General features: G+C 63.7%; 19 protein-coding genes and 1 pseudogene. 10 read left to right on the forward strand and 10 right to left on the reverse strand.

The features are described from left to right. Nucleotides 1-1,131, reverse strand: a complete 1,131-nt coding sequence (locus tag AQZ52_RS03395; RefSeq protein WP_067906502.1) for a serine hydrolase domain-containing protein — start codon at nucleotides 1,129-1,131, stop codon at nucleotides 1-3. A 33-nt stretch (nucleotides 1,132-1,164) separates the two neighbouring features. Between AQZ52_RS03395 and AQZ52_RS03400 the strand changes: the two genes are divergently transcribed. After that, entirely contained in the window at nucleotides 1,165-1,536 is a 372-nt protein-coding gene (locus AQZ52_RS03400) for a hypothetical protein (protein ID WP_240481431.1), read from the forward strand. A 4-nt stretch (nucleotides 1,537-1,540) separates the two neighbouring features. Here AQZ52_RS03400 and mnmA read toward each other — a convergent pair whose 3' ends face one another. Next, entirely contained in the window at nucleotides 1,541-2,689 is a 1,149-nt protein-coding gene (gene mnmA, locus AQZ52_RS03405) for a tRNA 2-thiouridine(34) synthase MnmA (protein WP_156424861.1), read from the reverse strand. A gap of 592 nt (nucleotides 2,690-3,281) precedes the next feature. Between mnmA and sciP the strand changes: the two genes are divergently transcribed. The 5 genes from sciP to AQZ52_RS03430 all read left to right on the forward strand — a co-directional run bounded on the left by sciP (nucleotide 3,282) and on the right by AQZ52_RS03430 (nucleotide 10,149). After that, entirely contained in the window at nucleotides 3,282-3,581 is a 300-nt protein-coding gene (gene sciP, locus AQZ52_RS03410; protein ID WP_067909350.1) for a CtrA inhibitor SciP, read from the forward strand. A gap of 335 nt (nucleotides 3,582-3,916) precedes the next feature. Beyond that, nucleotides 3,917-5,137, forward strand: a complete 1,221-nt coding sequence (locus AQZ52_RS03415) for an efflux RND transporter periplasmic adaptor subunit (RefSeq protein ID WP_067906504.1) — start codon at nucleotides 3,917-3,919, stop codon at nucleotides 5,135-5,137. Nucleotides 5,138-5,153: 16 nt separating this feature from the next. Continuing rightward, nucleotides 5,154-8,333, forward strand: a complete 3,180-nt coding sequence (locus AQZ52_RS03420; RefSeq protein ID WP_067909352.1) for an efflux RND transporter permease subunit — start codon at nucleotides 5,154-5,156, stop codon at nucleotides 8,331-8,333. 83 nt (nucleotides 8,334-8,416) lie between these two features. Beyond that, nucleotides 8,417-9,631, forward strand: coding sequence for a DUF445 domain-containing protein (locus AQZ52_RS03425; protein ID WP_067909355.1), 1,215 nt, complete (start codon nucleotides 8,417-8,419; stop codon nucleotides 9,629-9,631). Beyond that, the gene (locus tag AQZ52_RS03430; RefSeq protein ID WP_067906505.1) at nucleotides 9,628-10,149 is read left to right on the forward strand and encodes a GNAT family N-acetyltransferase; all 522 of its coding nucleotides are present in this window, start codon (nucleotides 9,628-9,630) and stop codon (nucleotides 10,147-10,149) included. The genes AQZ52_RS03425 and AQZ52_RS03430 overlap by 4 nt, the downstream gene beginning before the upstream one ends. Here the strand turns inward: AQZ52_RS03430 and AQZ52_RS03435 are convergent. The 3 genes from AQZ52_RS03435 to AQZ52_RS03445 all read right to left on the reverse strand — a co-directional run bounded on the left by AQZ52_RS03435 (nucleotide 10,146) and on the right by AQZ52_RS03445 (nucleotide 14,155). Next, entirely contained in the window at nucleotides 10,146-10,967 is an 822-nt protein-coding gene (locus AQZ52_RS03435; protein WP_067906506.1) for a ferredoxin--NADP reductase, read from the reverse strand. The genes AQZ52_RS03430 and AQZ52_RS03435 overlap by 4 nt on opposite strands. Before the next feature lie 106 nt (nucleotides 10,968-11,073). After that, nucleotides 11,074-12,732, reverse strand: coding sequence for a M20/M25/M40 family metallo-hydrolase (locus tag AQZ52_RS03440; protein WP_067906507.1), 1,659 nt, complete (start codon nucleotides 12,730-12,732; stop codon nucleotides 11,074-11,076). Between the two features lie 256 nt (nucleotides 12,733-12,988). Then, nucleotides 12,989-14,155 (reverse strand): serine hydrolase domain-containing protein, encoded by a 1,167-nt coding sequence (locus AQZ52_RS03445; protein ID WP_240481434.1) that lies wholly within the window; start codon nucleotides 14,153-14,155, stop codon nucleotides 12,989-12,991. A gap of 197 nt (nucleotides 14,156-14,352) precedes the next feature. Here AQZ52_RS03445 and AQZ52_RS03455 point away from each other — a divergent pair. After that, a pseudogene (locus AQZ52_RS03455) lies at nucleotides 14,353-15,624 on the forward strand (acyltransferase family protein). Further along, nucleotides 15,621-15,980 (forward strand): SGNH hydrolase domain-containing protein, encoded by a 360-nt coding sequence (locus AQZ52_RS03460; RefSeq protein WP_067906511.1) that lies wholly within the window; start codon nucleotides 15,621-15,623, stop codon nucleotides 15,978-15,980. Before AQZ52_RS03455 ends, AQZ52_RS03460 begins: the two are co-directional and overlap by 4 nt. Nucleotides 15,981-16,060: 80 nt before the next feature. On the opposite strand, the gene groL is transcribed toward AQZ52_RS03460, so the two are convergent. The 3 genes from groL to AQZ52_RS03475 form a co-directional block, all read right to left on the reverse strand. Further along, on the reverse strand, nucleotides 16,061-17,704 hold the full coding sequence (groL, locus tag AQZ52_RS03465; RefSeq protein WP_067906512.1) for a chaperonin GroEL: 1,644 nt from the start codon (nucleotides 17,702-17,704) through the stop codon (nucleotides 16,061-16,063). Between the two features lie 49 nt (nucleotides 17,705-17,753). Next, nucleotides 17,754-18,041: a co-chaperone GroES gene (gene groES, locus AQZ52_RS03470; protein ID WP_067906513.1), complete on the reverse strand. Its 288-nt coding sequence runs from the start codon at nucleotides 18,039-18,041 to the stop codon at nucleotides 17,754-17,756. Nucleotides 18,042-18,159: 118 nt separating this feature from the next. Continuing rightward, nucleotides 18,160-19,536, reverse strand: coding sequence for an MATE family efflux transporter (locus AQZ52_RS03475; protein WP_067909358.1), 1,377 nt, complete (start codon nucleotides 19,534-19,536; stop codon nucleotides 18,160-18,162). Nucleotides 19,537-19,706: 170 nt separating this feature from the next. On the opposite strand from AQZ52_RS03475, the gene AQZ52_RS03480 reads away from it, so the two are divergent. Further along, complete coding sequence (locus tag AQZ52_RS03480; protein WP_067906514.1) at nucleotides 19,707-20,381, forward strand: hypothetical protein; 675 nt, start codon at nucleotides 19,707-19,709, stop codon at nucleotides 20,379-20,381. Between the two features lie 235 nt (nucleotides 20,382-20,616). Next, nucleotides 20,617-20,826: a hypothetical protein gene (locus tag AQZ52_RS03485; RefSeq protein ID WP_067906515.1), complete on the forward strand. Its 210-nt coding sequence runs from the start codon at nucleotides 20,617-20,619 to the stop codon at nucleotides 20,824-20,826. A gap of 111 nt (nucleotides 20,827-20,937) precedes the next feature. On the opposite strand, the gene rplL is transcribed toward AQZ52_RS03485, so the two are convergent. Further along, nucleotides 20,938-21,315 carry a 50S ribosomal protein L7/L12 gene (gene rplL, locus AQZ52_RS03490; protein ID WP_054122581.1) on the reverse strand — a complete coding sequence of 126 codons (378 nt, stop codon included), beginning with the start codon at nucleotides 21,313-21,315 and terminating at the stop codon, nucleotides 20,938-20,940. Between the two features lie 75 nt (nucleotides 21,316-21,390). Next, nucleotides 21,391-21,906: a 50S ribosomal protein L10 gene (gene rplJ, locus AQZ52_RS03495; RefSeq protein WP_067906516.1), complete on the reverse strand. Its 516-nt coding sequence runs from the start codon at nucleotides 21,904-21,906 to the stop codon at nucleotides 21,391-21,393. Nucleotides 21,907-22,319: the final 413 nt, after the last annotated feature.

A 22,319-nucleotide genomic window follows, 5' to 3' on the forward strand; every position in this document is an offset into this window, starting at 1 on the left:
TCAGGTCGACTTTGGAAACAGTGCAACAAGATCACCCAGCCGCGCCGTCAGGGGATCAAGATGATCTTCTTGCGTCTTGCCCAGACGCACCACGACTAGTTGCCGTGACGGCGAGACCAGCACGTATTGGCCGAGGTGACCAAGGCAGGCAAACAGGTCGCGCGGGCCCTTATCCGGAAACAAGGCCGGCTTGCCTGTCGTTGGGGTGCGGTTGAGCCAGATCTGCGCGCCATATTGCGCCTCCCGCGGGGACGGCGTCACCATGAAGTCAATCCATTGGCGGGGCACCAGTTGTGCGCCCGCCACGGCACCCCGGTTGCGCAGGAACTCGCCGAAACGAGCCCAGTCACGCGCGGTGCCGTGGATCAGGCTTCCACCGATCAGGGTGCCGGAGGCATCAAATTCCGGCAGCATCGAGTGCATGCCAACTGGTTCGAACAGGCGCGTCCGCAGATACTCGGCAACGGCCCGGCGCCGGCTTTCGGGATCGGGTGCCGGGGCAAGCACGCGTGCTGCAAGGTCGGCGAGGATGACGCTGGTGGCGGTCGAATAGACCCACTTGCGCCCAGGCTCGTATTGGAGCGGCTGGTCTTCCGCATAGCGTGCCATCGCGTCCCGTCCATCGAGGAACAGCATGCGCACCTCGTCGGATTGCCATGGCGGCGAGATCGCCTCGGCATGCCGCAGTCCCGAGCGCATTTGCAGAAGCTGGCGCAGCGTAATTTCGCCGCGCGGATCGCCCGGCCGCTGCCAGGCTGGAATCGGGGCCGGTTCATCAAGCCGCAGGCGTCCGTCCGAGATCAGCATGCCGACCATCACCCCGGTGATCGACTTGGCCATGGACCAACTCACGAAGCGCGTGTTTTCGTGATAGCCTGGCGCATATCGCTCGGCGATGACCCGGCCTGCACGCATGACGACAACGGCACGACTTTCCGCCGCATCCTGCTCGCCGAAAAGGGCGTCAACCTTGCGCGCAAGCTCTTCGCGCGGCACGCCGGGATTGGCGGATACGGCCTTCAGTGCCTCTGCGGAAATCGGGGGTGGTTCGGGCGCTGTTGATGGACCGCAGCCGAACAGGGCTGGTACAAGCGCGACGGCAGCGATAAGGGCGTGGAAAGGGCGGGTCATTTGACGGCCAGCTTTTCTCCAGATCGACCCGGCATGGCAATGGCCAAACCAGCAGCTTCCCCCAAAGTCGCCCCTTCATCGGTTCAGCCGGGTTTGCGCCGCGGGCGCTGGGTGCTGCTGGGATTTGCCGTTCTCGCGGGCATGATCGTCCTGGCTTGGCCGCGTGTTGAAGGCTACGCTATGACCGGTTCAGCTTACGGCGCTCGTGTCGCCTGTTCGTGTCGCTTTGTCGGTGGAAGGCCGCTTGGCGATTGCCGAAAAGATTTTGAGCCCGGCATGGACCTCATCACCCTGTCAGAGGACACGGCAGCACGCAGTGTGACGGCGCGCTTCCCGATGGTCGCCCGCCAGACCGCCACCTATCGCGAGGGGTGGGGTTGCGTCCTTGAACCCTGGAGCAGATGAAGTCTCAGGCTTCTGCCCCCCACGCAGAGGTTTCTGCGATCCAGCCGCCGCCGATCACGCGGTCACCATCATAGATGACAGCCGCCTGCCCGGGAGCAACGCCATACTCCGGCTGGCCGAAACGGATCGTGCAGGATCTTCCCGCGCCCAGCGTTCCCTCCACGATAACGGGAACCGGCTTGGCCAGCGAACGGACTTTTGCCGTGAGAGCCGAACCATCGGGCATCAGCCCGATGCGATTCGTGTCGTCCAAACGCGCCATGCCAACGGCGAGCATGGCTTTCGGGCCGACAAGCACGCGCTTGGCTGGAGCATCCAGCGCGGTGACATAGAGCGGTTCGCTCTGTCCTCCGATCTCGAGCCCCCGTCTTTGGCCCACGGTATAGTGGATGACGCCGCGATGCGTGCCAAGTACAGCGCCCGTCCCGGCATGAACGATTTCGCCCGGCGCTGACCCTTCCGGCCGCATCTTGGCGACGATCGTGGCATAGTCGCCATCGGGCACGAAGCAGATGTCCTGACTGTCTGGCTTCGTTGCGACGCCCAGGCCGAGTGCGCCGGCCATGGCGCGCACTTCGCTCTTGGGCAGGCCGCCTAGTGGAAAGCGGAGGAACCCAAGCTGCTCGTCGGTTGTCCCATAAAGGAAGTAGGATTGATCGCGCGCGGGATCGACGGCCCGGTGGAGTTCTGGCCCCTGAGCCCCGTCAATGCGTCGAACGTAATGACCCGTGGCGAGGCAATCCGCGCCAAGGTCCCGTGCCATTGTGAGCAGGTCGGTGAATTTGGGTCCCATATTGCAGCGGATGCAGGGGATCGGCGTCCGACCGGCAAGATAATCGTCAGCAAAACGCTCGACGACATCCTCGCGGAAGCGCGATTCATGATCGAAAACATAGTGCGCGAAGCCAAGCCGGTCTGCGACGGCCCGCGCATCGCGAATATCATCACCAGCGCAACATGCCCCCTTCCGTCCGGTTGCGGCACCGTAGTCATAGAGTTGCAGGGTTACGCCAATCACCTCGGCGCCGCTTGCCACGGCAATACCGGCGACGACCGAGCTGTCGACGCCGCCGGACATGGCGACGACGATTCTCCTCGCCTCCTTCCCCGAGCGAAGTGTAAAAAGTTTTGAGGCCTCAACGGCATTCAACATAGGACCAGACACAGCCTGACCGTGCGATCCGGAGTTGAAGTTAGTGTCATTCGGGCCCGTGTTTCTCTGCATTCCAGCCCCATAGGGCCTTTCTCGGGGAAGCGGCAGGGCAAAAAACCAACGGGCTCGTTTGGACCGTTTTGGTCAAAACCTAACTCTTGGTGAAGGCGGGCTTTACCCTCCTTTATAGGACTGTGGCTTACAGCCCTGTCTATGGAGATGAGATTTTCCGATTCACGACCCCAGGCGCATGGGGATCTGAGCCGCGGTTTGCGTCCGCTTGGCTGGACCGAACTGTGCGCCCGGCTGGTAGCAGCGCACGATACGCGCGGCGTTCTCGCGGGTGCGGCACCTGGTTCCGGGATTGGACTGGTCATGGCTCAAGGTGCCTGCTTCGACAGAGATGCCGAGGGGCCCAATGCCGGCAAGGGGTTCAGTTTCCACGAATCCGCCGCCGCGTTGCTGCGCAGTGTTGAAATGGATGTTGAACGGTTTGTTAACCCCGCCTCTTCAGCGAATGGAAATGACACGGAAGGCACTAGAGCGGGACCTCTCGAAGTATCCTTCCAGCGTCGACCAGACGAGAATTGACATGATTGAGAACCAGAAAATCAAGCCGTCGCAAGTCATTGGCCCGCTCGGTGAGCCGTTGACCATTGACAGTCTGCCGCCGCCGTCGACAACGCGGTGGGTTGTCCGCCGGAAGGCTGAAGTTGTCGCGGCGGTTAACGGTGGCCTTCTTACGATCGATGAGGTCTGCGAGCGCTACAGCCTGACACTGGAAGAATTCGCGTCCTGGCAACGCGCTGTCGATCGCTCTGGCATGCAAGGGCTGCGGGTGACCCGCATCCAGCACTATCGCGATCTCTACGAACGCCAACTCAAGTTTTGATCTCGAGGCGCGACCGGCGCAGCCGGGATCGATGAGACCTGATGGCCGCCCTGCCTTGCGGGGCGGCCATTTGCGTTGACGTGCCCGAAAAGGCGGGCCTTTCAAAATGATTCCGGTTGCAACCGGGCCACGATGGAATCATTTGTTCATGCACTTCGTCGAGCCGTAATTGTCACTCGTCGGATGCGGCGCTAGTAGAGTGAGTGCGTGCGGCACAGCGAGACTCCCCGCGCTTGCGGGAAGTGATATAGTCATATAATACACTTTCGTCAGTCCGGGGTTCCCATGCTCTCCGGCAGTTCGGCGCCCGACCGGGACTAAGGCACGTGAACGACATGAATTACGAAACGACGATCAGAACCGGGCTGCGGCCTGCCAGCGAGCCGCCCGTCGGCGATGGCGGTTTCGGCTCCAGCAGGGGCGGACGGGGCCGCCTGGCGATCGTCGTGGCGGTCATCGCGCTCGCGCTTGGCCTCCTTGGCTGGTACTCCATGCATCACGCTCCGACGACAGGCGACGCAGCGGCATCGCGCAATGCGCAAGCCCAATCTGTCAGCGTGATCACGCCTGGCCTCACCAGCGTGACGGCTTCGATCACGGCCAGCGGCACCCTTGCCGCACGGCGCGAGATGCCTGTCGGTATCGCGGGTGAAGGCGGACAGGTCGTGAGCGTCCTTGTCGATGCCGGCGATTGGGTTCAGGCAGGTCAAGTCCTCGCGGTGGTTGACCGTTCGGTTCAGACGCAGCAGATTGCAGGGCAGGCCGCGAATATTGAAGTCCAGCGCGCCAATGCACGGATCGCGCAGGCCAATCTCGATCGCGCCCTGAAGTTGGTGGAGCGCGGCTTCATTTCAAAGGCGGATGTCGATCGCCTCGCCGCGACGCGGGACGCTGCCGTGGCTCAGGTCCGGGTTGCCTCGGCTGCACTTGAACAGCTTCGCGCCAGCAGTGCACGGCTCAATGTGGTCGCTCCGGCGGCTGGCCTCGTTCTCACACGCGGCGTGGAGCCGGGCCAGATCGTCAGTCCTGGAAGCGGTATCCTTTTCCGGATTGCCAAGGATGGGCAGTTTGAAATGCAGGCGCGTCTTGCGGAGAATGATCTGGCGAAGCTGGCGGTCGGCCAGTCCGCCACCGTTACCCCGGTCGGAACGAGCAAGCCTTTCACCGGCCAGATCTGGCAGCTTTCTCCCACGATCGACGCGCAGACACGCGAAGGTATCGCGCGTATCGCGCTTGCCTACGATCCTGCCCTGCGCCCGGGCGGCTTCGCCAGCGCGCAGATTCGCAGCGGCTCTGTCACCGCGCCATTGCTGCCTGAATCGGCAATCCTTTCCGATCAGCAAGGCGCGTTCGTCTATGTTGTGGGCAAGGGCAACAAAGTCGAGCGCCGCGCGATCAAGACGGGTGATGTGACCGCAGAGGGCATCGTCGTTGCCGAAGGTCTTTCAGGCAACGAACGTGTCGTGATGCGCGCAGGCGGATTCCTCAACGCTGGAGACGTCGTCCGTCCGGTCGTAGCCAATGCTGCTGCGTCCGCCGCACGCCCTGGCGCTTGAGCGTGGAGCTGCGCCGATGAATTTCCGCAACATCTCTGCCTGGTCGATCCGCAACCCGGTTGTGCCGATCGTGTTGTTCCTTGGCCTGACGCTGGCCGGGATCGTCGCGTTTATGGGCATGAAGGTGCAGGACCAGCCTGATATCGAGTTCCCGCTGGTTATCGTCACCATCTCGCAGCCGGGCGCAGCCCCCACCGAGATCGAGAACCAGATCACGCAGCGGATTGAGTCTGCCGTCCGTACGATTGCGGGCGTTGATACACTTTCGTCCACTGCGACGGAAGGCTCGAGCCAAACGATGGTTCAGTTCGTCATCGGCACTGACATCAATGCTGCGGTCAATGAGGTGAAGAACGCGGTCGACCAGGTGCGCGGCGATCTGCCGGAAGGCATTCTGGAGCCTCAGGTGGTCAAGGCGCAGACCTCGTCCGAGCCCATCGCCTATTTTGCGGTTTCTGCAGACGACATGACCATCGAGCAACTCTCGTGGTTCATCGACGACACCGTGCGCAAGCGGCTCCTGTCGGTGCCCGGTATGGCCGAAGTTGATCGCAATGGCGGCGTGAACCGGGAAATTGCCGTGACCCTTGATCCGATGCGGATGAAGGCGCAGGGCATCACTGCAACCCAGATCAATGCTGCGTTGCGTCAGGTCAATCTCAACGCCGCAGGTGGCCGCGCCGAAGTTGCAGGTTCGCGCCAGGCCGTACGCGTACTCGGCAATGCAGCCAGCGCGTTCGAGCTTTCCCGCACGCAAGTCGGCATTTCGGGAGGGCGTACCGTCCGCCTCTCCGACGTTGCCGATGTGCGCGACAGTTTCAGCGAAATTACCTCGATTGCCAAAAATAACGGCAAGCCTGTCGTTACCTTCAGCATCGCACGTGCACGCGGCGAATCCGATGTCAGTGTCTTCGACGATACAGTGAAGGAACTGGCCAAGATCGAGAAGGAGCAGGGCGGCCGCGTTCACTTCATCCAGCTGTTCTCGAGCGTCGGCTACACCAAGGACCAGTACAAGTCGTCCATGTCGGCGATGGTCGAAGGCGCCGTTCTCGCTGTTATCGTCGTGTTCTTCTTCCTCCGCGATTGGCGCGCGACGATCGTCTCGGCCATTGCGATTCCGCTTTCGTCGATCCCGACGTTCTGGCTGATGAGCCTGATCGGCTTCACCCTCAATACGATGTCGCTGCTGGCGCTGGGGCTTGTCGCCGGCGTGCTGGTCGATGACGCGATTGTCGAGATCGAGAATATCGTTCGGCACATGAGGATGGGCAAATCGGCCTATCAGGCGGCCATCGATGCGGCCGACGAGATCGGTCTGGCGGTGGTTGCCACCACCTTCTCGATTGTTGCGGTCTTCCTGCCGGTCGCCCTGATGCCCGGCGTGTCTGGCCAGTTCTTCAAGAACTTCGGCCTCACCGTCGTGATCGCGGTGCTGTTTTCCCTGCTTGTCGCCCGCATGATCACGCCCATGATCGCTGCCTATTTCCTGCGCGCGCACGGAGAGGCGGACCACGGCAAGGGACCGTGGATCGATCGCTACATGCAAATCCTCCATTGGTCGCTCGATACCAGCGGGGTTGCTGCCTACCGTGAGCGTTTCCCCCGTCGCTGGTTTCGGGCCCGGCTGCGCGATCACCGCCTGTGGATGATGGGCGTTGCGCTTGGTTCACTCGCCTTCACGGTCCTGTTGTTCGTGGTGATTCCCTCGCAGTTCTTTCCGGAAACCGATGGTGATTTCAGCCGCATCTCGGTCGAGATGGTGCCGGGAACGACGATCGAGCAGACCGAACGCAAGATCGACGAGGTGCTGGCCCTAGTGAAGGACGAGCCCGAGATCGATGTCGCGCTCGAGCGGATCAACGAGGGCAATGGCCGTGTTTTCCTTGAACTCAAGCGGGACCGCGCACGGTCCAGCATCGAATTCGAGCGCGCGCTTACGCCGCGGCTGCAGAAGGTGGCCGATGCGCGTGTCAGCTTCCTCAATCAGAACGGCGGCGGACCTGGCGGTGGTTCCGGCCGCGCCATCAGCGTAATGCTCTCGGGGTCTGATCCCGACTTGCTGCAAAAGACCGCGCAGACGCTGGTCGAACAGATGAGCCGTCTCAAGGAGGTGGTTGGCCCACGGATCAGCGCAGACTTGCGTAGGCCGGAAATCGTGATCACGCCGCACCTTGATCTGGCCGCTTCCCTCGGGGTCACGACGCAGGAACTCAGCCAGGTGATCCGCATCGCCACGCAGGGCGAAATCGATCAGAACAGCGCAAAATTCTCGCTTTCCGACCGCCAGGTGCCGATCCGCGTCAAGCTGCCGGTCGCCTCCCGCCGTGACCTCGCCACTCTCCAGAACCTGCCCGTGCCAACTGTCTCGGGTGGATCGGTGCCGCTTTCGCGCGTTGCCTCGATTGGCTTCGGCTCAGGTCCGACCAGTATCCAGCGCTATAATCAGAACCGCCGGGTATTTGTCGGTGCCGATTTGCCGCAAGGCGTGGTGAAGGGCACCGCCGATGCGGCAATCAAGGCCCTCCCAATCATGAAGAACCTGCCACAGGGCGTGTCCAACGCGCCCGCCGGCGAGGATCGCTGGCAGCAGGAAATGCTCTACAACTTCATGGTCGCTCTGGCGGCAGGCGTCCTGCTCGTCTTCTCGGTGCTGGTGCTGCTCTATCGGCGGTTCATTTCGCCTCTGGTCAACATGGGCTCTCTGTTCCTCGCCCCTCTAGGCGGCCTGCTGCTTCTCCTTGCCACAGGGCAGGCGCTGTCGCTTCCTGTGTTCATCGGCATCCTCATGCTGTTTGGGATCGTCGCCAAGAACTCGATCCTGCTGATCGATTTCGCGATCGAGGAAATGGCAAAGGGAACGCCGAAGCTCGAAGCGATCATCGAGGCGGGGCACAAGCGGGCCCAGCCCATCGTGATGACGACGGTCGCGATGATTGCGGGTATGGTTCCGACGGCGGTGTCCTTGGGCGGTGATGCTGGATGGCGTGCGCCGATGGGTGTCGTCGTGATCGGTGGTCTAGCGCTCTCCACGCTGCTGACGCTTCTGCTAGTACCTGCTGGCTTCAGCCTCGCCGACGGGCTCGAGAAGCGCGTCGGCCCCTGGATCGGGCGCCGTGTCCTGTCTTACGATCCGCGCGAAGCGGCGCGTGAGCAGCGTGCGCAGGCGGCGGGCGAGGCGTTCCCGGCGGAGTGACCAGGGCGCCAAGGCCATCTTCCGCCGGCTCGTCGACAAGCCCGTTGGGTTTCACCCTGCGGACGACAGATCCGGCGCATGGCATGCGGGCATTTGCGACTGCCCTGCTCCTGATGATGGCAGCGCTGTTTCTGCTGGCACGGCAGCTTGAGGTACAACAGGCCGGCTGGGGCTATCTGCGCGCCTTTGCCGAGGCCGCCATGGTTGGAGGCCTTGCCGATTGGTTCGCTGTTACTGCCTTGTTCCGCCATCCGCTTGGGCTGCCCATTCCCCACACCGCGATCATCCCCGAGAACAAGGACCGCATCGCGGATTCCATGGCTGCGTTCCTGCGCGCCAATTTTCTGACCCCGCCAGTGGTCGCCCGGCGGCTGCGCACGCTGAACGTGGCAGGCGCCGCCGGCCAGTATCTTGCCAATCCGCGTCCGGGTCAAAGCCGGCTCGGCGCCGGTGCGGCAAGCCTGATGGCCGACGTGCTCGGTTCGCTGGACCAGGAAAAGCTGGGGGGCATGGCCAAGGCAGCCTTGCGCAGCCGGATCGAACGGCTGGCGCTTGCACCGCTGCTTGGCAATCTGCTCGGTGCGATGATCGCCGAGGGGCGGCACATGCCGCTGATCGAAGGGCTGATGCGTCGCTCAGCCGAAGCGCTGGAGGCCAACGAAGATCTCGTGCGGCGCATGATCCATGACAAGGCCAACACACTGCTGCGCTGGACCGGGCTCGACGAGAGGCTCGCCAACAGCATTCTTGACGGCCTGTACAAGCTCCTCGCAGAGACAGTGGTGATCGATGATCATCCGCTGCGCCTGAAGATCGAGGAAAGCCTCGCCTCCCTTGCCCAGGCGCTCGTCGACGACCCTGCCATGCATGCTCGCGTCGAAGCCATGAAGCAGGATGTCCTCGCCAACCCGGCTTTTGCGGCGTGGCTCGACGGCCTCTGGGAGCACGGGCGGACACAGCTTCTGGGTGCTGTGCGCTCCGGCGGAGCCTCCGGCATCGATGGCAGCGACCGGATCGGTGCATCGCTCGCCGAACTCGGCCGTGCGCTCCAGCACGACGCCCGGCTCCAGGTCCTTGTCAACCGGTTTGCGCGCCGCACGCTGGTGGGGCTGGTCAACCGCTATGGGGACGAGATCGTCCGCCTGGTGTCCGAGACCGTCCGTCGCTGGGATGCCCGCACGGTCACGGATCGGATCGAAGGGGCGGTCGGCCGCGATCTACAGTTCATCCGCATCAATGGCACGTTGGTGGGCGGGCTTGTCGGGGTGGCGATTCACGCAGTAGACGTCGCGCTATGACAGGGCCCGAACTTTCCACCGAGCGCCTCGACTTGTGGCGGCCGGCCCCGCGCGATCATGCCGGCCTCGTCGCGTTGCTCGCAGACGATGAAGTGCGGCGCCATCTCGGCAGCCGACCGACCGGCGAGGTCGAGGAATTCAACCGGCTTTGCCGGAATGCCGGGTCGTGGGCCTTGTTCGGTTATGGGATCTTCACCTGCCGGGCTCGCGGCGAGGATGATGTGATCGGTATCTGCGGCGTGTTCCATTCGTGGCGTGGGTTTGGCCAAGGGATGGACGATACGCCCGAAATCGGCTGGATCTTTGCCCGCAAGACCTGGGGGAAGGGTATCGCCAGCGAAGCCGCACGGGCGTCGCTGGCGTGGTTTGATGCCGCCTTTCCGGGCCGGCGCGTGGCGTGCATGATCAACGACACCAATGCCCCCTCACTCGCAGTTGCCGACAAGCTCGGTTTCCGGCGCTACAGCACGCAGGCCGATACCGACTCCACCCTGATCCTGCTCGAGCGGCGACCCTAGCCGACGAAGGCGCGCTCGATTACATATTCCCCGGGGTGCGAATTGGCCCCCTCGGTGAAGCCGAAGCCTTCGAGCATGGCGGCGACTTCCTTGATCATCGTCATCGAGCCGCAAAGCATGACGCGGTCGTGGACTGGGTCGAAGTTCTTGGGCTCGCCAAGCGAGCCTTGGAATAGCGTCCCGTCGAGCATGAGGCCCTCGATCCGCTTGTTTGTGTGGAACGTCTCGCGCGTCACGGTCGGGATGTAGGTCAGCCGCTCCGCTGCCATCTCGCCGACAAGCGGATCATCCGCCAGCCGTGCTTCCAGCATGTCGCGATAGGCAAGATCGGAGACACCGCGCACCGAATGGACCACTGCGATCTGTTCGAACCGGTCGTAGATATCGGGATCGCGGATCAGGGACATCCACGGCGCGAGGCCGGTGCCGGTCCCGAGCAGGAACAGGCGCCGGCCGGGCAGCAAGGCATCTGCCACCAGAGTACCGGTGGGCTTGCGGCCGAGATAGATGTGATCGCCTTCCTTGATCTTCTGGAGGCGCGAGGTGAGCGGGCCGTCGGGCACCTTGATCGAGAGAAACTCGAGCACTTCGTCATAAGCAGGCGAAGCCATCGAATAGGCGCGAAGCAGCGGGCGGCCATTGTCGCCCATCAGCCCGATCATCACGAATTCGCCCGAGCGGAAGCGGAAGCTCGGCGGACGGGTGATCGTGAAGGAGAACAGAAAGTCGTTCCAGTGGCGCACCGAGACAACGGTTTCGACCGAAAGGCTGGGCGTGGGTTCAAGGGGAAACTGGTCGGGCAAAGGGCGGCCCTCCATAGCATGCAGCAGCGCTGCTGGATGGGTGACAATCGGGATTTACAGATAGACTGTCAAATTCATTTCACACTTGGCCCGGGCGGGCCGTGCGAGGCGGCTTGGGGTGTCAGTGGCCCGCCGGATCGGGCACGAAAGCCGGTGGCGTCGCCTCGCTGGCAAAACGCCAGGCGGAGAGATAGGCGAGCCTTACGATCTTCGTCATCTTGGGATAGTTGATCCGGTCTGCGGTATCGGTGCTGTGATGGTAATCCGGGTGAAAGCCGGTGTTGAACCACATGGCAGGCACGTCCTTCAGAACGAAGGGAAACTGGTCGCTGCGGAAGAACACGTTGAGCGCGTTTTCGTGGTCGAACCGGTCATCGAGATCGAGCCCGACGCTGCGGTTGGCGGCCTGCACCACCCGGTTGAAGTCCGGGCTGTAGGTCGCGCCGATCAGGTTGAGCCGGTTGGTGGTGTCCTTCGGAATGTCGACAAGACCGGTGGTCTGGTCGCTCGGTTCCTCGTTGCGGCCGATCATGTCGAAGTTGATCATCGCGCGCGTGGTGGCGAGCGGGCGCAGCGGATTCATGGCCATGTAGTAGCTGCCGAGCAGGCCGCGTTCTTCGGCGGCGAAGACGGCGAAGAGAATCGAGCGCTTCGGCTTGACCGGATTGGCCATAAAGGCGCGCGCGAGCGCGACGACACCGACCGTGCCCGAGCCGTTGTCATCCGCGCCGTGCCAGATCTCTGGCCCGTTGCTGCCGTCGTGATCGTGATGCGCGCTTATGATCACGGTTTCGGGCGCCAGCGTGGGGTCGGATCCGGGCAGCAAGCCGACCACGTTCGCCGAGATGCCGCGGCTGCGCGACGTGTTCTCGAGGTGCAGCGCAACTGTCGTATCGGCCAGCGTGCGCGATTGCGGCACGAGCGGCCCATCGATCGCGGCCTGCAGGGCCTCGGGGGGCATGCCGGCCTTTGCAAGCAAGGCCGCGCCGGCTGCATCGGACACGGTCAGTACCGCAATATGCAGCTCGTCATCGAGCAGCGCCTGGCCCGGCAGCGGCGGGAAGCGCTTGGCGCTGCCGCCGATGCGGTTGTAGCGCTCGAGGTTCGAGGGGTGCTTGCGGTTCGGCTCGGCCATGACGAGCACGGCGAGGGCGCCGCGGGCCTGGGCATTCAGCGCTTTCACGCGATTGGTGGCGTGGCGGGTGTTGCCGGTGCCGTTGAAGCGCGAGGCCGGATCGTTTTCCTGCGGCTCGTGCTCGAACACGAGGACGATCTTCCCGCGCACGTCGAGGCCCTTGTAGTCGTCGTAGCTCACGCCGGGCGCGGTGATGCCATAGCCTGCGAACACAAGCGGCGCGGTGATGTCGACATCATCGCGGAAGCCGCCGATGATGTCGGGCGATTTCCAGCTTTGCTCGGACGTGCCGATGCGCAGCGTGAGGGCATTGGCGGCGGGGTTCGGCCGGTATTCGATCAGCGGAACGGCCTGATACCAGCTAGGCGCCCCTTTGGCATCGGTGGCTGCGGGCTGGAGACCGGCCTTGGCGAACTCGGCGGCAATCCACTGGACCGCGGCGTCGTCGCCCGGCTGAAGCGACATCCGGCCCTGCAGCGCATCTGAGGCGATGAAGGTGAGATCCGCGCGCAAGTCCGCCTCGCGGATCCTGTCGTAGCCGGTCGCCTGCGCCGCAGGTACGGGGGCGAGCCTGACGGTCTCGGCATGTACCGCGCCGGACCACGCCAGCATTCCCAGTGCAGCACCCAAGGCCGTCTTGCGCATTGCCCATCCCCCCAAACCAGTTTCGGGGCGTAGAGCTCGGCGAGTCGCCTTGTCCATAGGCCCTTGGGGGAGTCGCGCCGAATTTAGGTCAGGTTGACACAGTTGACACAGTCCAGGGCAAAAACTCCGCCCCCTGCCCGAAGCCTGGAAATCGGGCGGAACGCCGCGGAAGATCGGCGCGTAAGCAAGGAGGTGGGCGGGTGCGGCGGACATGCCGCCAGCATAGCCCGGCCCGCCTCCTGTAGGACAGCGCCGATCAGTTCCCCGCGTCGATCAGGGCCTGGACTTTGCGGTAGAAGGCCTCGCGCGCGGCGGGTTCGGGGCCTTCGTCGGCGCGGGGCCAATCCGCATTGCTGGCGATCACCAGCCGGCGTTTGGGATCGATGAAGATGCCTTGCCCGAAAATGCCCTGCGCGGCGACCGAGCCGTCGTCATAGGTCCACCACTGGTAGCCATAGCCCTTGCCCGGCTCCCCGATGTCCTTCTGCTTGCGGGTAGCGGCGGCGAACCAATCTGGCGGCACGATCTGCTGGCCGCTGGCGCCATCCCCGCCAACATGACCGTTGGCCAGCACGAACAGCCCCATGCGCGCAAAATCGCGGGTCGCGGCTTGAAGGCAGCAGCCCGCGATTTCGTGCGCGGTCTTGCCCAGCAGCCATGTGGCCTTGGCTTCCATGCCGGCGGGTTTCCAGATTTTCTCTTCGAGATACTGTGACAGCGGCTTCTTCGTGGCGGAGGAGACGAGCACCCCGATCAGGTTGGTCTCACCGGTGTTGTAGTGCCACACGGTGCCCGGAGGATGGGCGCGGGGGAGCTTCCGCATGTAGCTGACGGTCGCGTCCATGCCCTTTTCGGGCTCGGCATTGTTGAACGAGGCGACGTCGGACCTGGGGTCCTCGTAGTCCTCGTTCCAGCGCACGCCCGAACTCATCGTGAGCAGCTGCGCGATGCTGACGTCGTCGTAGGCCGAGCCCTTGAGGTCATGGATATATTGGCTGACCTTGTCGTCGAGGCTCTTGATATAGCCGTCCTTGATCGCCGCGCCGACGAGCGTGGAGGTGAACGACTTTGCCACCGAAAAGCTCGTCCAGCGGCCCTTGGCCGTGAAACCGAGGCTGTAGCGCTCGAGCCGCACCTTGCCGTCCTGCACGATCACGAGGCCTGCCGCGCGCTGGCTTGCCATGTAGGCATCGAGCCCTGGCACAGTGAGCGGCTTGCCGGCCGGCAGCGGCAAGGGATGTTCGGAAGGCTGGACTTCGCGCGCTTCGGCGAGCACCGGCAGGCGGTCCATTGCCCGGAACGCGGCATCGCGCTGGGGGATCGTCCACATCAGCACATCGCGGTTGGTGGGCAGCGCGGCCAGCAGCCCCCGCGTTTCCGCATCGAGGCTGGCATACCAGCCGAGCCCGGCCAGTGCCGCCAAGGCCGCCGTGCCTAGTGCTATTGTCCGTTTGCGCACCCCATCCCCCGCATGCCGTTGATTTGTGGAGCAGTTTAACGCGGTCACCTGGCCTGTCCAGCGGGCACAGGTGCGGGTGGCAGACCTGTCTTGCCATTGCGAAGCACGCCTCAGCGTAGCATGCAGATGACTGTGGCGGAACGTTGGCAGGGGGGGCGAGCATGCAGATCGAGACTGCAGCTGTGAGCCGCAGCGATGCCTATCGACCCGAGGTCGACGGGCTGCGCGCGATCGCGGTCTGTGCGGTGATCCTCTACCACGCCGATCCCAGCCTGCTTCCGGGCGGCCTCGCCGGTGTCGATGTCTTCTTCGTGATCAGTGGCTACCTGATCACCGGCAAGATCCTTGGCGACATCGATCGTGGGACCTTCTCGCTCGCCGGGTTCTGGACGCGGCGGCTGCGGCGCATCGTGCCGGCTCTGCTCGTCGTTCTGTTGGTGTGCGCTCTTGCGGCTTTCCTGCTTCTGCCGCCGGACGAACTGGCGCAATTCGGCATGGCGTTGGTGGCGAGTGTTCTGCCCGTCTCCAACATCTATTTGCACTATCAGCCGGGCGGCTAATTCGCGCCGGATACGCGCACCAATCCTTTGGTCCACATGTGGTCACTGGCCGTGGAGGAGCAATTCTACCTGCTCTATCCGGTCGTGCTGCTGGCCATCCTGCGGTTCCGCCCGCGCGCGCTTCCGCTGCTGTTCGGGCTGGGGTTCGGGCTTTCGCTGGTGCTGGCGGGCGTGCTCATGCGGTTCAGACCCGACATCGCGTTTTACTATCTGCCGCCCCGGGCTTGGGAACTGATGCTAGGCGGTGCGATATCCTTGCGGGAACGCCGCGCGGGATCGCTGCGGGCAGGGCGCTACACCGGTCCGGTGAGCGGGCTGGCTTTGGCCGGCTTGCTGGTGGCTTTCCTGCTACCCGGCGATAGCGGCTCTTTTCCCTGGCCTGGCGCCTTGCTGCCGTGCCTGTGTACCGCGACGCTCCTTGCGGTGCTGCGTTCCGAATACCGGACGGCCGGGCTGCTCGCTGCGCGTCCGATCGTTCTCGTCGGCCTTATCTCCTACAGTCTTTACCTCTGGCACCAGCCGGTCTTCGCCTTTGCCCGGAAGATCGCGCTGAATGCGCTGACACCGGCAAACTACGTGGTGATGATCGGAGGAGTCTTCCTTGCGGCCTGGGCGACCTGGCGTTTCATCGAGCAGCCGCTGCGGCGGTCAGACGGGCTTTCAAACGGCACGGTGCCCGGGTCTTGCAACACTGGCGGCCTTGCTTGTCGCCAGCGGGACCGCGGCATGGCAGGCCAGAGGCTGGCCCTCGCGCTTCTCGCCGCAAATGCTCGAACTCATGACGATGGCGCTCGATTCCCGTCACCGCAGCAACGATGCCAGAGTGATGATCAGGCCAATCCGCGCTGCTCCGTCGTCGCGCACTGGCCATGACCCGGCGCTTGCAGATGGCCGGCAAGCAGGTCGTGATCGTTGGGCCGGTGCCAGAAGTCGGCTGGACTGTTCCGGAATACATCTGGAAGGCGGAACTGATGGGCAGAGCGGTGCCGCTGAACACGAGCTATGCCCGGTTTCGCGCGCGGCAGGTCCGGACTTTCGGGATGCTGGCCGGCGTGGCGGCGCGCGCGAGCGTTCAGGTTATCAATCCCGACGCTATGTTCTGCAGCGCTGCGAGCGGACGCTGCACTGCAACGGTGGGGGCCCTGCCCTTCTACTACGATGACGATCATCTCAGCCCCGAAGGCGCAAGGCGGCTGACCCGGCACTTTGCCGGGCCCCTGCTCCATTGAGGCCCAGCCATCAGCATAGAAAAAGGGCCGGAAGGTTTCCCTTCCGGCCCCGTTTCTCGTGCGTGCGATGCGCGTCGGACTTAGAAGTCCATGCCGCCCATGCCGCCCATGCCGCCACCCATCGGGGGCATCGCGGGCTTGTCTTCCGGCCGCTCGATGATCGCGGCTTCGGTCGTGATCAGCAGACCGGCAACCGAGGCAGCGTCCTGAAGCGCGGTGCGCACGACCTTGGTCGGGTCGATGACGCCGGCGGCCTTCAGGTTCTCGTAGGTGTCGGTCGCGGCGTTGAAGCCCTGGGTCTCGTCGCCTTCGCGCAGGAGGTTGCCCGAAACGACCGCGCCATCATGACCAGCGTTCGCGGCGATCTGCCGGATCGGGGCGAGGATCGCGCGGCGCACGATGTCGATGCCCTTGGTCTGGTCGTCGTTGGCACCCTTGAGGCCGGCGAGAGCCTTGGTTGCGTAGAGGAGAGCGGTACCGCCGCCGGGGACGATGCCTTCCTCGACCGCAGCGCGGGTCGCGTGGAGCGCGTCATCGACGCGGTCCTTGCGCTCCTTGACTTCGACTTCCGAAGCGCCGCCGACCTTGATCACGGCCACGCCGCCAGCGAGCTTGGCAAGGCGCTCCTGGAGCTTCTCGCGGTCGTAGTCGCTGGTGGTGACTTCGATCTGGGCACGGATCTGCTCGACGCGGGCCTTGATCTCGTCAGCCGAACCGGCGCCGTCGACGATCGTGGTGTTGTCCTTGTCGATGGTGACCTTCTTGGCCTGGCCGAGCATCGGGAGCGTCACGCTCTCGAGCTTGATGCCGAGGTCTTCGGAGATCATTTCGCCGGCGGTCAGCGTGGCGATGTCGCCCAGCATGGCCTTGCGGCGATCGCCGAAGCCCGGTGCCTTGACGGCCGCGACCTTGAGGCCGCCGCGCAGCTTGTTGACGACGAGCGTGGCGAGCGCCTCGCCCTCGATGTCCTCGGCGATGATTAGGAGCGGACGACCCGTCTGCACCACGGCCTCGAGAACCGGCAGCATCGCCTGGAGCGACGAGAGCTTCTTCTCGTGGATGAGGATGTAGGGGTTGTCGAGCTCGACCGTCATCTTGTCGGGGTTGGTGATGAAGTAGGGCGAGAGGTAGCCGCGATCGAACTGCATGCCTTCGACGACATCAAGTTCGAATTCGAGGCCCTTGGCTTCCTCGACAGTGATCACGCCTTCCTTGCCGACCTTGTCCATCGCCTCGGCGATCTTCTGGCCGACTTCGACGTCGCCGTTGGCCGAGATGATGCCGACCTGGGCGATTTCCGCAGAGCCTGCGACCGGGGTCGAACGGCCCTTGAGGTCGTCGACGACCTTGCTGACCGCGAGGTCGATGCCGCGCTTGAGGTCCATCGGGTTCATGCCGGCGGCAACCGCGGTCATGCCTTCGCGCACGATCGCCTGGGCGAGCACGGTGGCGGTGGTGGTGCCATCACCGGCGAGGTCGTTGGTCTTCGAGGCGACTTCGCGCAGCATCTGCGCGCCCATGTTCTCGAACTTGTCCTTGAGTTCGATTTCCTTGGCGACGCTGACGCCGTCCTTCGTGATGCGGGGTGCGCCGAAGCTCTTGTCGATCACAACGTTGCGGCCCTTGGGGCCCAGCGTGACCTTGACGGCATCAGCGAGGATGTCGACGCCGCGCAGAATGCGCTCACGAGCGTCGCGGCCGAACTTTACGTCCTTGGCAGCCATGGTGGTTTCCTTTGAATGAGATGGAGTTGGAAAAGAAGGACAGCTGCGATCAACCGATCACGCCGAGGATATCGGCTTCCTTCATGATCAGCAGATCTTCGCCGCCGACCTTGACTTCGGTGCCCGACCACTTGCCGAACAGGACGCGGTCACCGACCTTGACGTCGAGCGGGGTGATCGTGCCGTTTTCGGCGCGGGCGCCCGAACCGATCGCCACGATCTCGCCCTCGGCGGGCTTTTCCTTGGCGCTGTCGGGAATGATGATGCCGCCGGCGGTCTTTTCCTCGGCTTCGACGCGGCGCACGAGCACGCGGTCGTGCAGCGGACGGAAGGTCATGGGTATCTCCCTTGTTCCATGATACAAAAATGGCACTTGGCACTCTCGGACGGAGAGTGCCAGCAGGGCGCATATGGGTGGGGGGCGATGGGAGGTCAACCTCCTACGGCCAAGTTTTTTAGGCGGGGAGGAGTCCCAGCCGGGCACGGCGGTGCCAGCGCCAGAGGAGCAGCGCGGCGACCACGATGAGCCCGACGGCAAGCCCGATCCAAACGCCGAGCCCTTTGAGCGGGGTCATCTGGCTGAGCCAGAGCGCCGTGCCGATACCCGGAACCCAATAGCCGAACAGCGCAATTCCCATCGGTACGCGCGTGTCCTGCAGGCCGCGCAGCAAGGCCGCACCGACCGCCTGCGCCCCGTCGAAGATCTGGAACGCGGCGGCGACGACCATGTATTGCGTTGCGAGACTGACTAGGCGCGCATTGGCGGGATCGGCGGGATCGATATAGGCGGCGAGAATCAGGTTGGGAAACACCAGCATGAGCGTCGCCATCGCGGCCATGAAGCCTACGCCGAGCGTTACCGCAACCTGGCCCGAGCGCGTGATCGCGGCGTTGTCGCGTGCACCGTAGGCCAGGCCGACGCGGATCGTGGCGGCCTGCGAGACGCCGAACGGAACCTGGAACGTGAACGCGGCGAACTGCAGCGCCACGGTGTGTGCGGCCAGTTCCACCTCGCCGATGCGCCCCATCAGGAAGGCCGCCCCGTTGAACATGCCGGCCTCGGCGATGATCGTGGCGGTGATCGGCATGCCGATGCGCAGCACATCGACGAAGCGCGTCCAGTCCGGCCGCCACCAGCGCCCAGCAAACCGGTAGCGGCGCAGGCGCCGGTCGGTACGGATGACGATGGCATACGCGCCGAGCATGAAGACGCTGGTGACGATGCTGGACAGCGCCGAGCCGGTGAGGCCGAGCGCCGGGGCCCCAAACTTGCCGAAGACAAAGGTGTAGTTGCCCAGCGCGTTGACGCCGACGGCAAGGCCGTTGATCGCGGTGCCGATATAAGGCCGGCCGAGGGTCGAGACGACCGTGCGCAGAAGCGAGGCGAGGACGGCGGGGACCGAAGCCCACATCAGGACATTGAGGAACGGGACCGCGAGCGCGATCACTTCCTCGCTCTGGCCGGTCGCGCGCATCACCGGGCCGCCGAGTTGGCAGACGCCCATCGCACCAATGCCGGCGATGACGCCGGCCCAGCCCGTCATCCGCACGGTGCGGCGCACTTCGCGCACGGCGTGGCGGCGTGCGCCGATTTCGGCGGCGATGAGCGGGGAAGCCGCGCCGACCAGCCCCGAAAGGCTCCAGATCAGGAGCCCGAAGATCGAGACCGCGAGCGAGGACGCCGCGAGCGCCGCTGGGCCGAGCCGCGCGACGAAGATCACGTCGACCGCGAAAACCGCCATTTGCAGCAGGCTCGCGCCCACGAGCGGCGCGGCGAGGCGCAGCATGGCACGCCATTCATCGATCCAGCGGGTGGGGGGGCTTTCGAACATGCGGTCGGCCATAGGGGGAGGGCGGCGACAAGGAAAGGTGCCTCCGGCGGGCAAGGGTTGCCACCCATGCATCCCGTCAGCATTTGCTCCTTTTGTTCAACGCAATCTTATCGAACGGGCTTTAGAACGCGTTTGTTGATCAGTGCTCCGCAACTTTGGAAAATATGCGCATGGCAGGATCCCAGCCTCCCTCTGATCCCGGCTTTGCAGAGACGGGCGTATCTGACGACCTCATCGATCCACGCTTCGTCATGGTTCCTTATGAGGCCGGTTCCATTTCGATCGGCGGCTCGGGTTGGACAGACCGGCGAACCGGTCTTTCCTTCAAGGTGGAAACTCGTCGCCGCGAAGATGGCGGCGCAGAACATCTGACTGTTTACTCCGACAGAATGCCGCGATCATTGGTCGTCTCGGCCAAGCTGTATTGCATCGCCAGCGAAATCCATGGCGACAGGACGCATCTGACCGATCAGGTCTCCCGCGCCGAAATGCTCAAAAGGATAGCGGGTTGGCGGCGTTCGGCAGCTGCGTTCGAACCAGATCGACATTTCGCACGGATCGATCGGCTGGCAAGACTGATTGATGCAACCGGGCCGGACTTGACTAACCGCGTTCCGCGAGCCGAATTGCTCCATAGATTTGAAAGCCTGCTGGGTGCTGCACCCGAGTGGGAAGCCGCGGAGCGCCTTGTCGCGGAGCAAGGCGGCGAAGACGGCTTTGTCGCACTGTGCCTCGCAGGTGCGATTGCCTGCCATGTGGACCTATTCGTTCCCGATGAAGGCAGGCCAGCGGTTAAGCTATACAAGCGTCAGGCGCAGTCAGTGGAGTTTGAGCTGCTGGAGTGAATGCAGTCCTGTTGAGGCCAGTTTCATTAGAGCATTGACAATTAATCGGTTTTTCGCCCGATGTGGCTATGCCGCTACCGTTCATTTTCATCAGTCTGCGTGCGCCTTCAAGGTGGACTGACGTCAATCTTGGATCCAGCGGGCGCGTCCGGGTCAAAAGGAAATGGAAGGGTTTGGGGGCTGAAATTTCCCACCGGGTTTGGCGAGTATTGGCCCAGCGGCGAGCTGGAAGGCGATGGTCCGCGCAACAGCTGCCTTTGGCAAGAGCGCCTCGACCGCTTCATTCAGAAGCAGCCGGCCGAAACGCGGGCGTCGATACCGCCAGCGCGTCACCCAAGAGCAGTTCCTGGTCAGCGACCGGTTCTGGAATGCGCTCAAGGCCGCCGGCTGTGCAGGCTGGCGCCCCGCCAGCTTCCAGCGCAGCCATCGGATTCCGGAAGTGTGATATGGGCCAGAGTGCGGGCGAGGCGTGCGGCACCAAACAAAAAGGGCAGGCCTTGCGGCCCGCCCTTTCCGTACCGCGGATGCTTCAAGACACCCGCGAAACCGGGAAATCTTACTTGATCTCGACGGTGCCGCCAGCGGCTTCGATCTTGGCCTTGATGTCCTCGGCCTCGGCCTTGTTGACACCTTCCTTGATCGCCTTCGGAGCGGCTTCGACGAGCGCCTTGGCTTCGGTCAGGCCGAGTGCGGTGATGGCGCGCACTTCCTTGATGACCTGGATCTTCTTGCCACCGTCGCCGGTCAGGATGACGTCGAATTCGGTCTTCTCTTCGACCGGAGCAGCGGCTTCGCCGCCACCGGCGGGGGCTGCCACGGCAACAGCAGCAGCGGCGCTGACGCCCCATGCTTCTTCGAGGGCCTTGGCGAGGTCAGCGGCTTCGAGAACGGTGAGCTTCGAAAGTTCTGCAACGAGATTGGCGATATCGGCCATGATGATAACTCCTCAATGTGGTTTGCCCGAACGGGCGAAAGTTTAGGAAAAACAGGTCTGTGATTGCTGTCGCGCTTACGCGGCGTCCTTCTCGGCGTAGGCAGCAAAGACGCGAGCCAGCTTGGCCGCCGGAGCGGTCGTGAGCTGGGCGATCTTGGTCGCCGGAGCCTGAATGAGGCCGATGAGCTTGGCGCGCATCTCGTCGAGCGAGGGCATCGTGGCGAGAGCCTTGATACCATCGGCGTTGAGAACGACGCTGCCCATTGCACCGCCAACGATTTCGAGCTTGTCGTTGGTCTTGGCGAAATCGACGACGACCTTGGCGGCCGCCACCGGATCCGCCGAGGCGGCGATGCCGGTGGGACCGGTGAAGAGGTCGATCATGCCCTCGTACGCGGTGCCCTTGGCGGCAATCTTGGCCAGACTGTTCTTCGCAACCTTGAACGAAGCGCCCGCCTCGCGGACCTTGATGCGCAGGGCGGTGGACTGGGCCACCGTCATGCCGAGGTTGCGGGTGATGACCACCGCGCCGGCCTCGTTGAACACCTCGGTCAGGAAGGCGACCGATTCGGCTTTCTGCGAACGATCCATGCCATACTCCTTCACTTGTCCGGCCAGAGCAGAGCCCGACCGGACGGCTACGTTTGTCCATGGCACGCAAGGCACCACGGGCGAGTCCGTTGAGAGGGGAAGGAGCGTGCGGAAAACCGCACGAATGGCTGGCGTTCCGCATGGGAGCGGACCATCAGGCCGAGGGCGCCGAAGCGCCCGAAAACTCTTTTCCCCGTCTAGGCTGGAGATTAAGCAGGAAGCCTGCACCAGCTGTCTCGGACGGATGAACTGCCGAGCAAGCCCCGCAATTCGACATGGCCGTTGGCGGAAATGAAGGGCAGAGTCAAGAAAACAGAACTCTCATGGGCCGTATCGATTGCGCACAGCTTTCAAAGGCCATATGCATAAGCATAAATGCGGAGTTCTTATGGCAAAAAAGAGATTCGGCGTTC

The organism is Novosphingobium fuchskuhlense (genome assembly GCF_001519075.1).
Classification (GTDB): Bacteria; Pseudomonadota; Alphaproteobacteria; order Sphingomonadales; family Sphingomonadaceae; genus Novosphingobium; species Novosphingobium fuchskuhlense.

Bases quoted from the DNA above. Each gene is read 5' to 3' on its own strand.
- AQZ52_RS03395 (WP_067906502.1), bottom strand. From the start codon at position 1,131: ATGACCCGCCCTTTCCACGCCCTTATCGCTGCCGTCGCGCTTGTACCA.
- AQZ52_RS03400 (WP_240481431.1), top strand. From the start codon at position 1,165: ATGGCAATGGCCAAACCAGCAGCTTCCCCCAAAGTCGCCCCTTCATCG.
- mnmA (WP_156424861.1), bottom strand. From the start codon at position 2,689: ATGTTGAATGCCGTTGAGGCCTCAAAACTTTTTACACTTCGCTCGGGG.
- sciP (WP_067909350.1), top strand. From the start codon at position 3,282: ATGATTGAGAACCAGAAAATCAAGCCGTCGCAAGTCATTGGCCCGCTC.
- AQZ52_RS03415 (WP_067906504.1), top strand. From the start codon at position 3,917: ATGAATTACGAAACGACGATCAGAACCGGGCTGCGGCCTGCCAGCGAG.
- AQZ52_RS03420 (WP_067909352.1), top strand. From the start codon at position 5,154: ATGAATTTCCGCAACATCTCTGCCTGGTCGATCCGCAACCCGGTTGTG.
- AQZ52_RS03425 (WP_067909355.1), top strand. From the start codon at position 8,417: ATGCGGGCATTTGCGACTGCCCTGCTCCTGATGATGGCAGCGCTGTTT.
- AQZ52_RS03430 (WP_067906505.1), top strand. From the start codon at position 9,628: ATGACAGGGCCCGAACTTTCCACCGAGCGCCTCGACTTGTGGCGGCCG.
- AQZ52_RS03435 (WP_067906506.1), bottom strand. From the start codon at position 10,967: ATGGAGGGCCGCCCTTTGCCCGACCAGTTTCCCCTTGAACCCACGCCC.
- AQZ52_RS03440 (WP_067906507.1), bottom strand. From the start codon at position 12,732: ATGCGCAAGACGGCCTTGGGTGCTGCACTGGGAATGCTGGCGTGGTCC.
- AQZ52_RS03460 (WP_067906511.1), top strand. From the start codon at position 15,621: ATGACCCGGCGCTTGCAGATGGCCGGCAAGCAGGTCGTGATCGTTGGG.
- groL (WP_067906512.1), bottom strand. From the start codon at position 17,704: ATGGCTGCCAAGGACGTAAAGTTCGGCCGCGACGCTCGTGAGCGCATT.
- groES (WP_067906513.1), bottom strand. From the start codon at position 18,041: ATGACCTTCCGTCCGCTGCACGACCGCGTGCTCGTGCGCCGCGTCGAA.
- AQZ52_RS03475 (WP_067909358.1), bottom strand. From the start codon at position 19,536: ATGTTCGAAAGCCCCCCCACCCGCTGGATCGATGAATGGCGTGCCATG.
- AQZ52_RS03480 (WP_067906514.1), top strand. From the start codon at position 19,707: ATGGCAGGATCCCAGCCTCCCTCTGATCCCGGCTTTGCAGAGACGGGC.
- AQZ52_RS03485 (WP_067906515.1), top strand. From the start codon at position 20,617: ATGGTCCGCGCAACAGCTGCCTTTGGCAAGAGCGCCTCGACCGCTTCA.
- rplL (WP_054122581.1), bottom strand. From the start codon at position 21,315: ATGGCCGATATCGCCAATCTCGTTGCAGAACTTTCGAAGCTCACCGTT.
- rplJ (WP_067906516.1), bottom strand. From the start codon at position 21,906: ATGGATCGTTCGCAGAAAGCCGAATCGGTCGCCTTCCTGACCGAGGTG.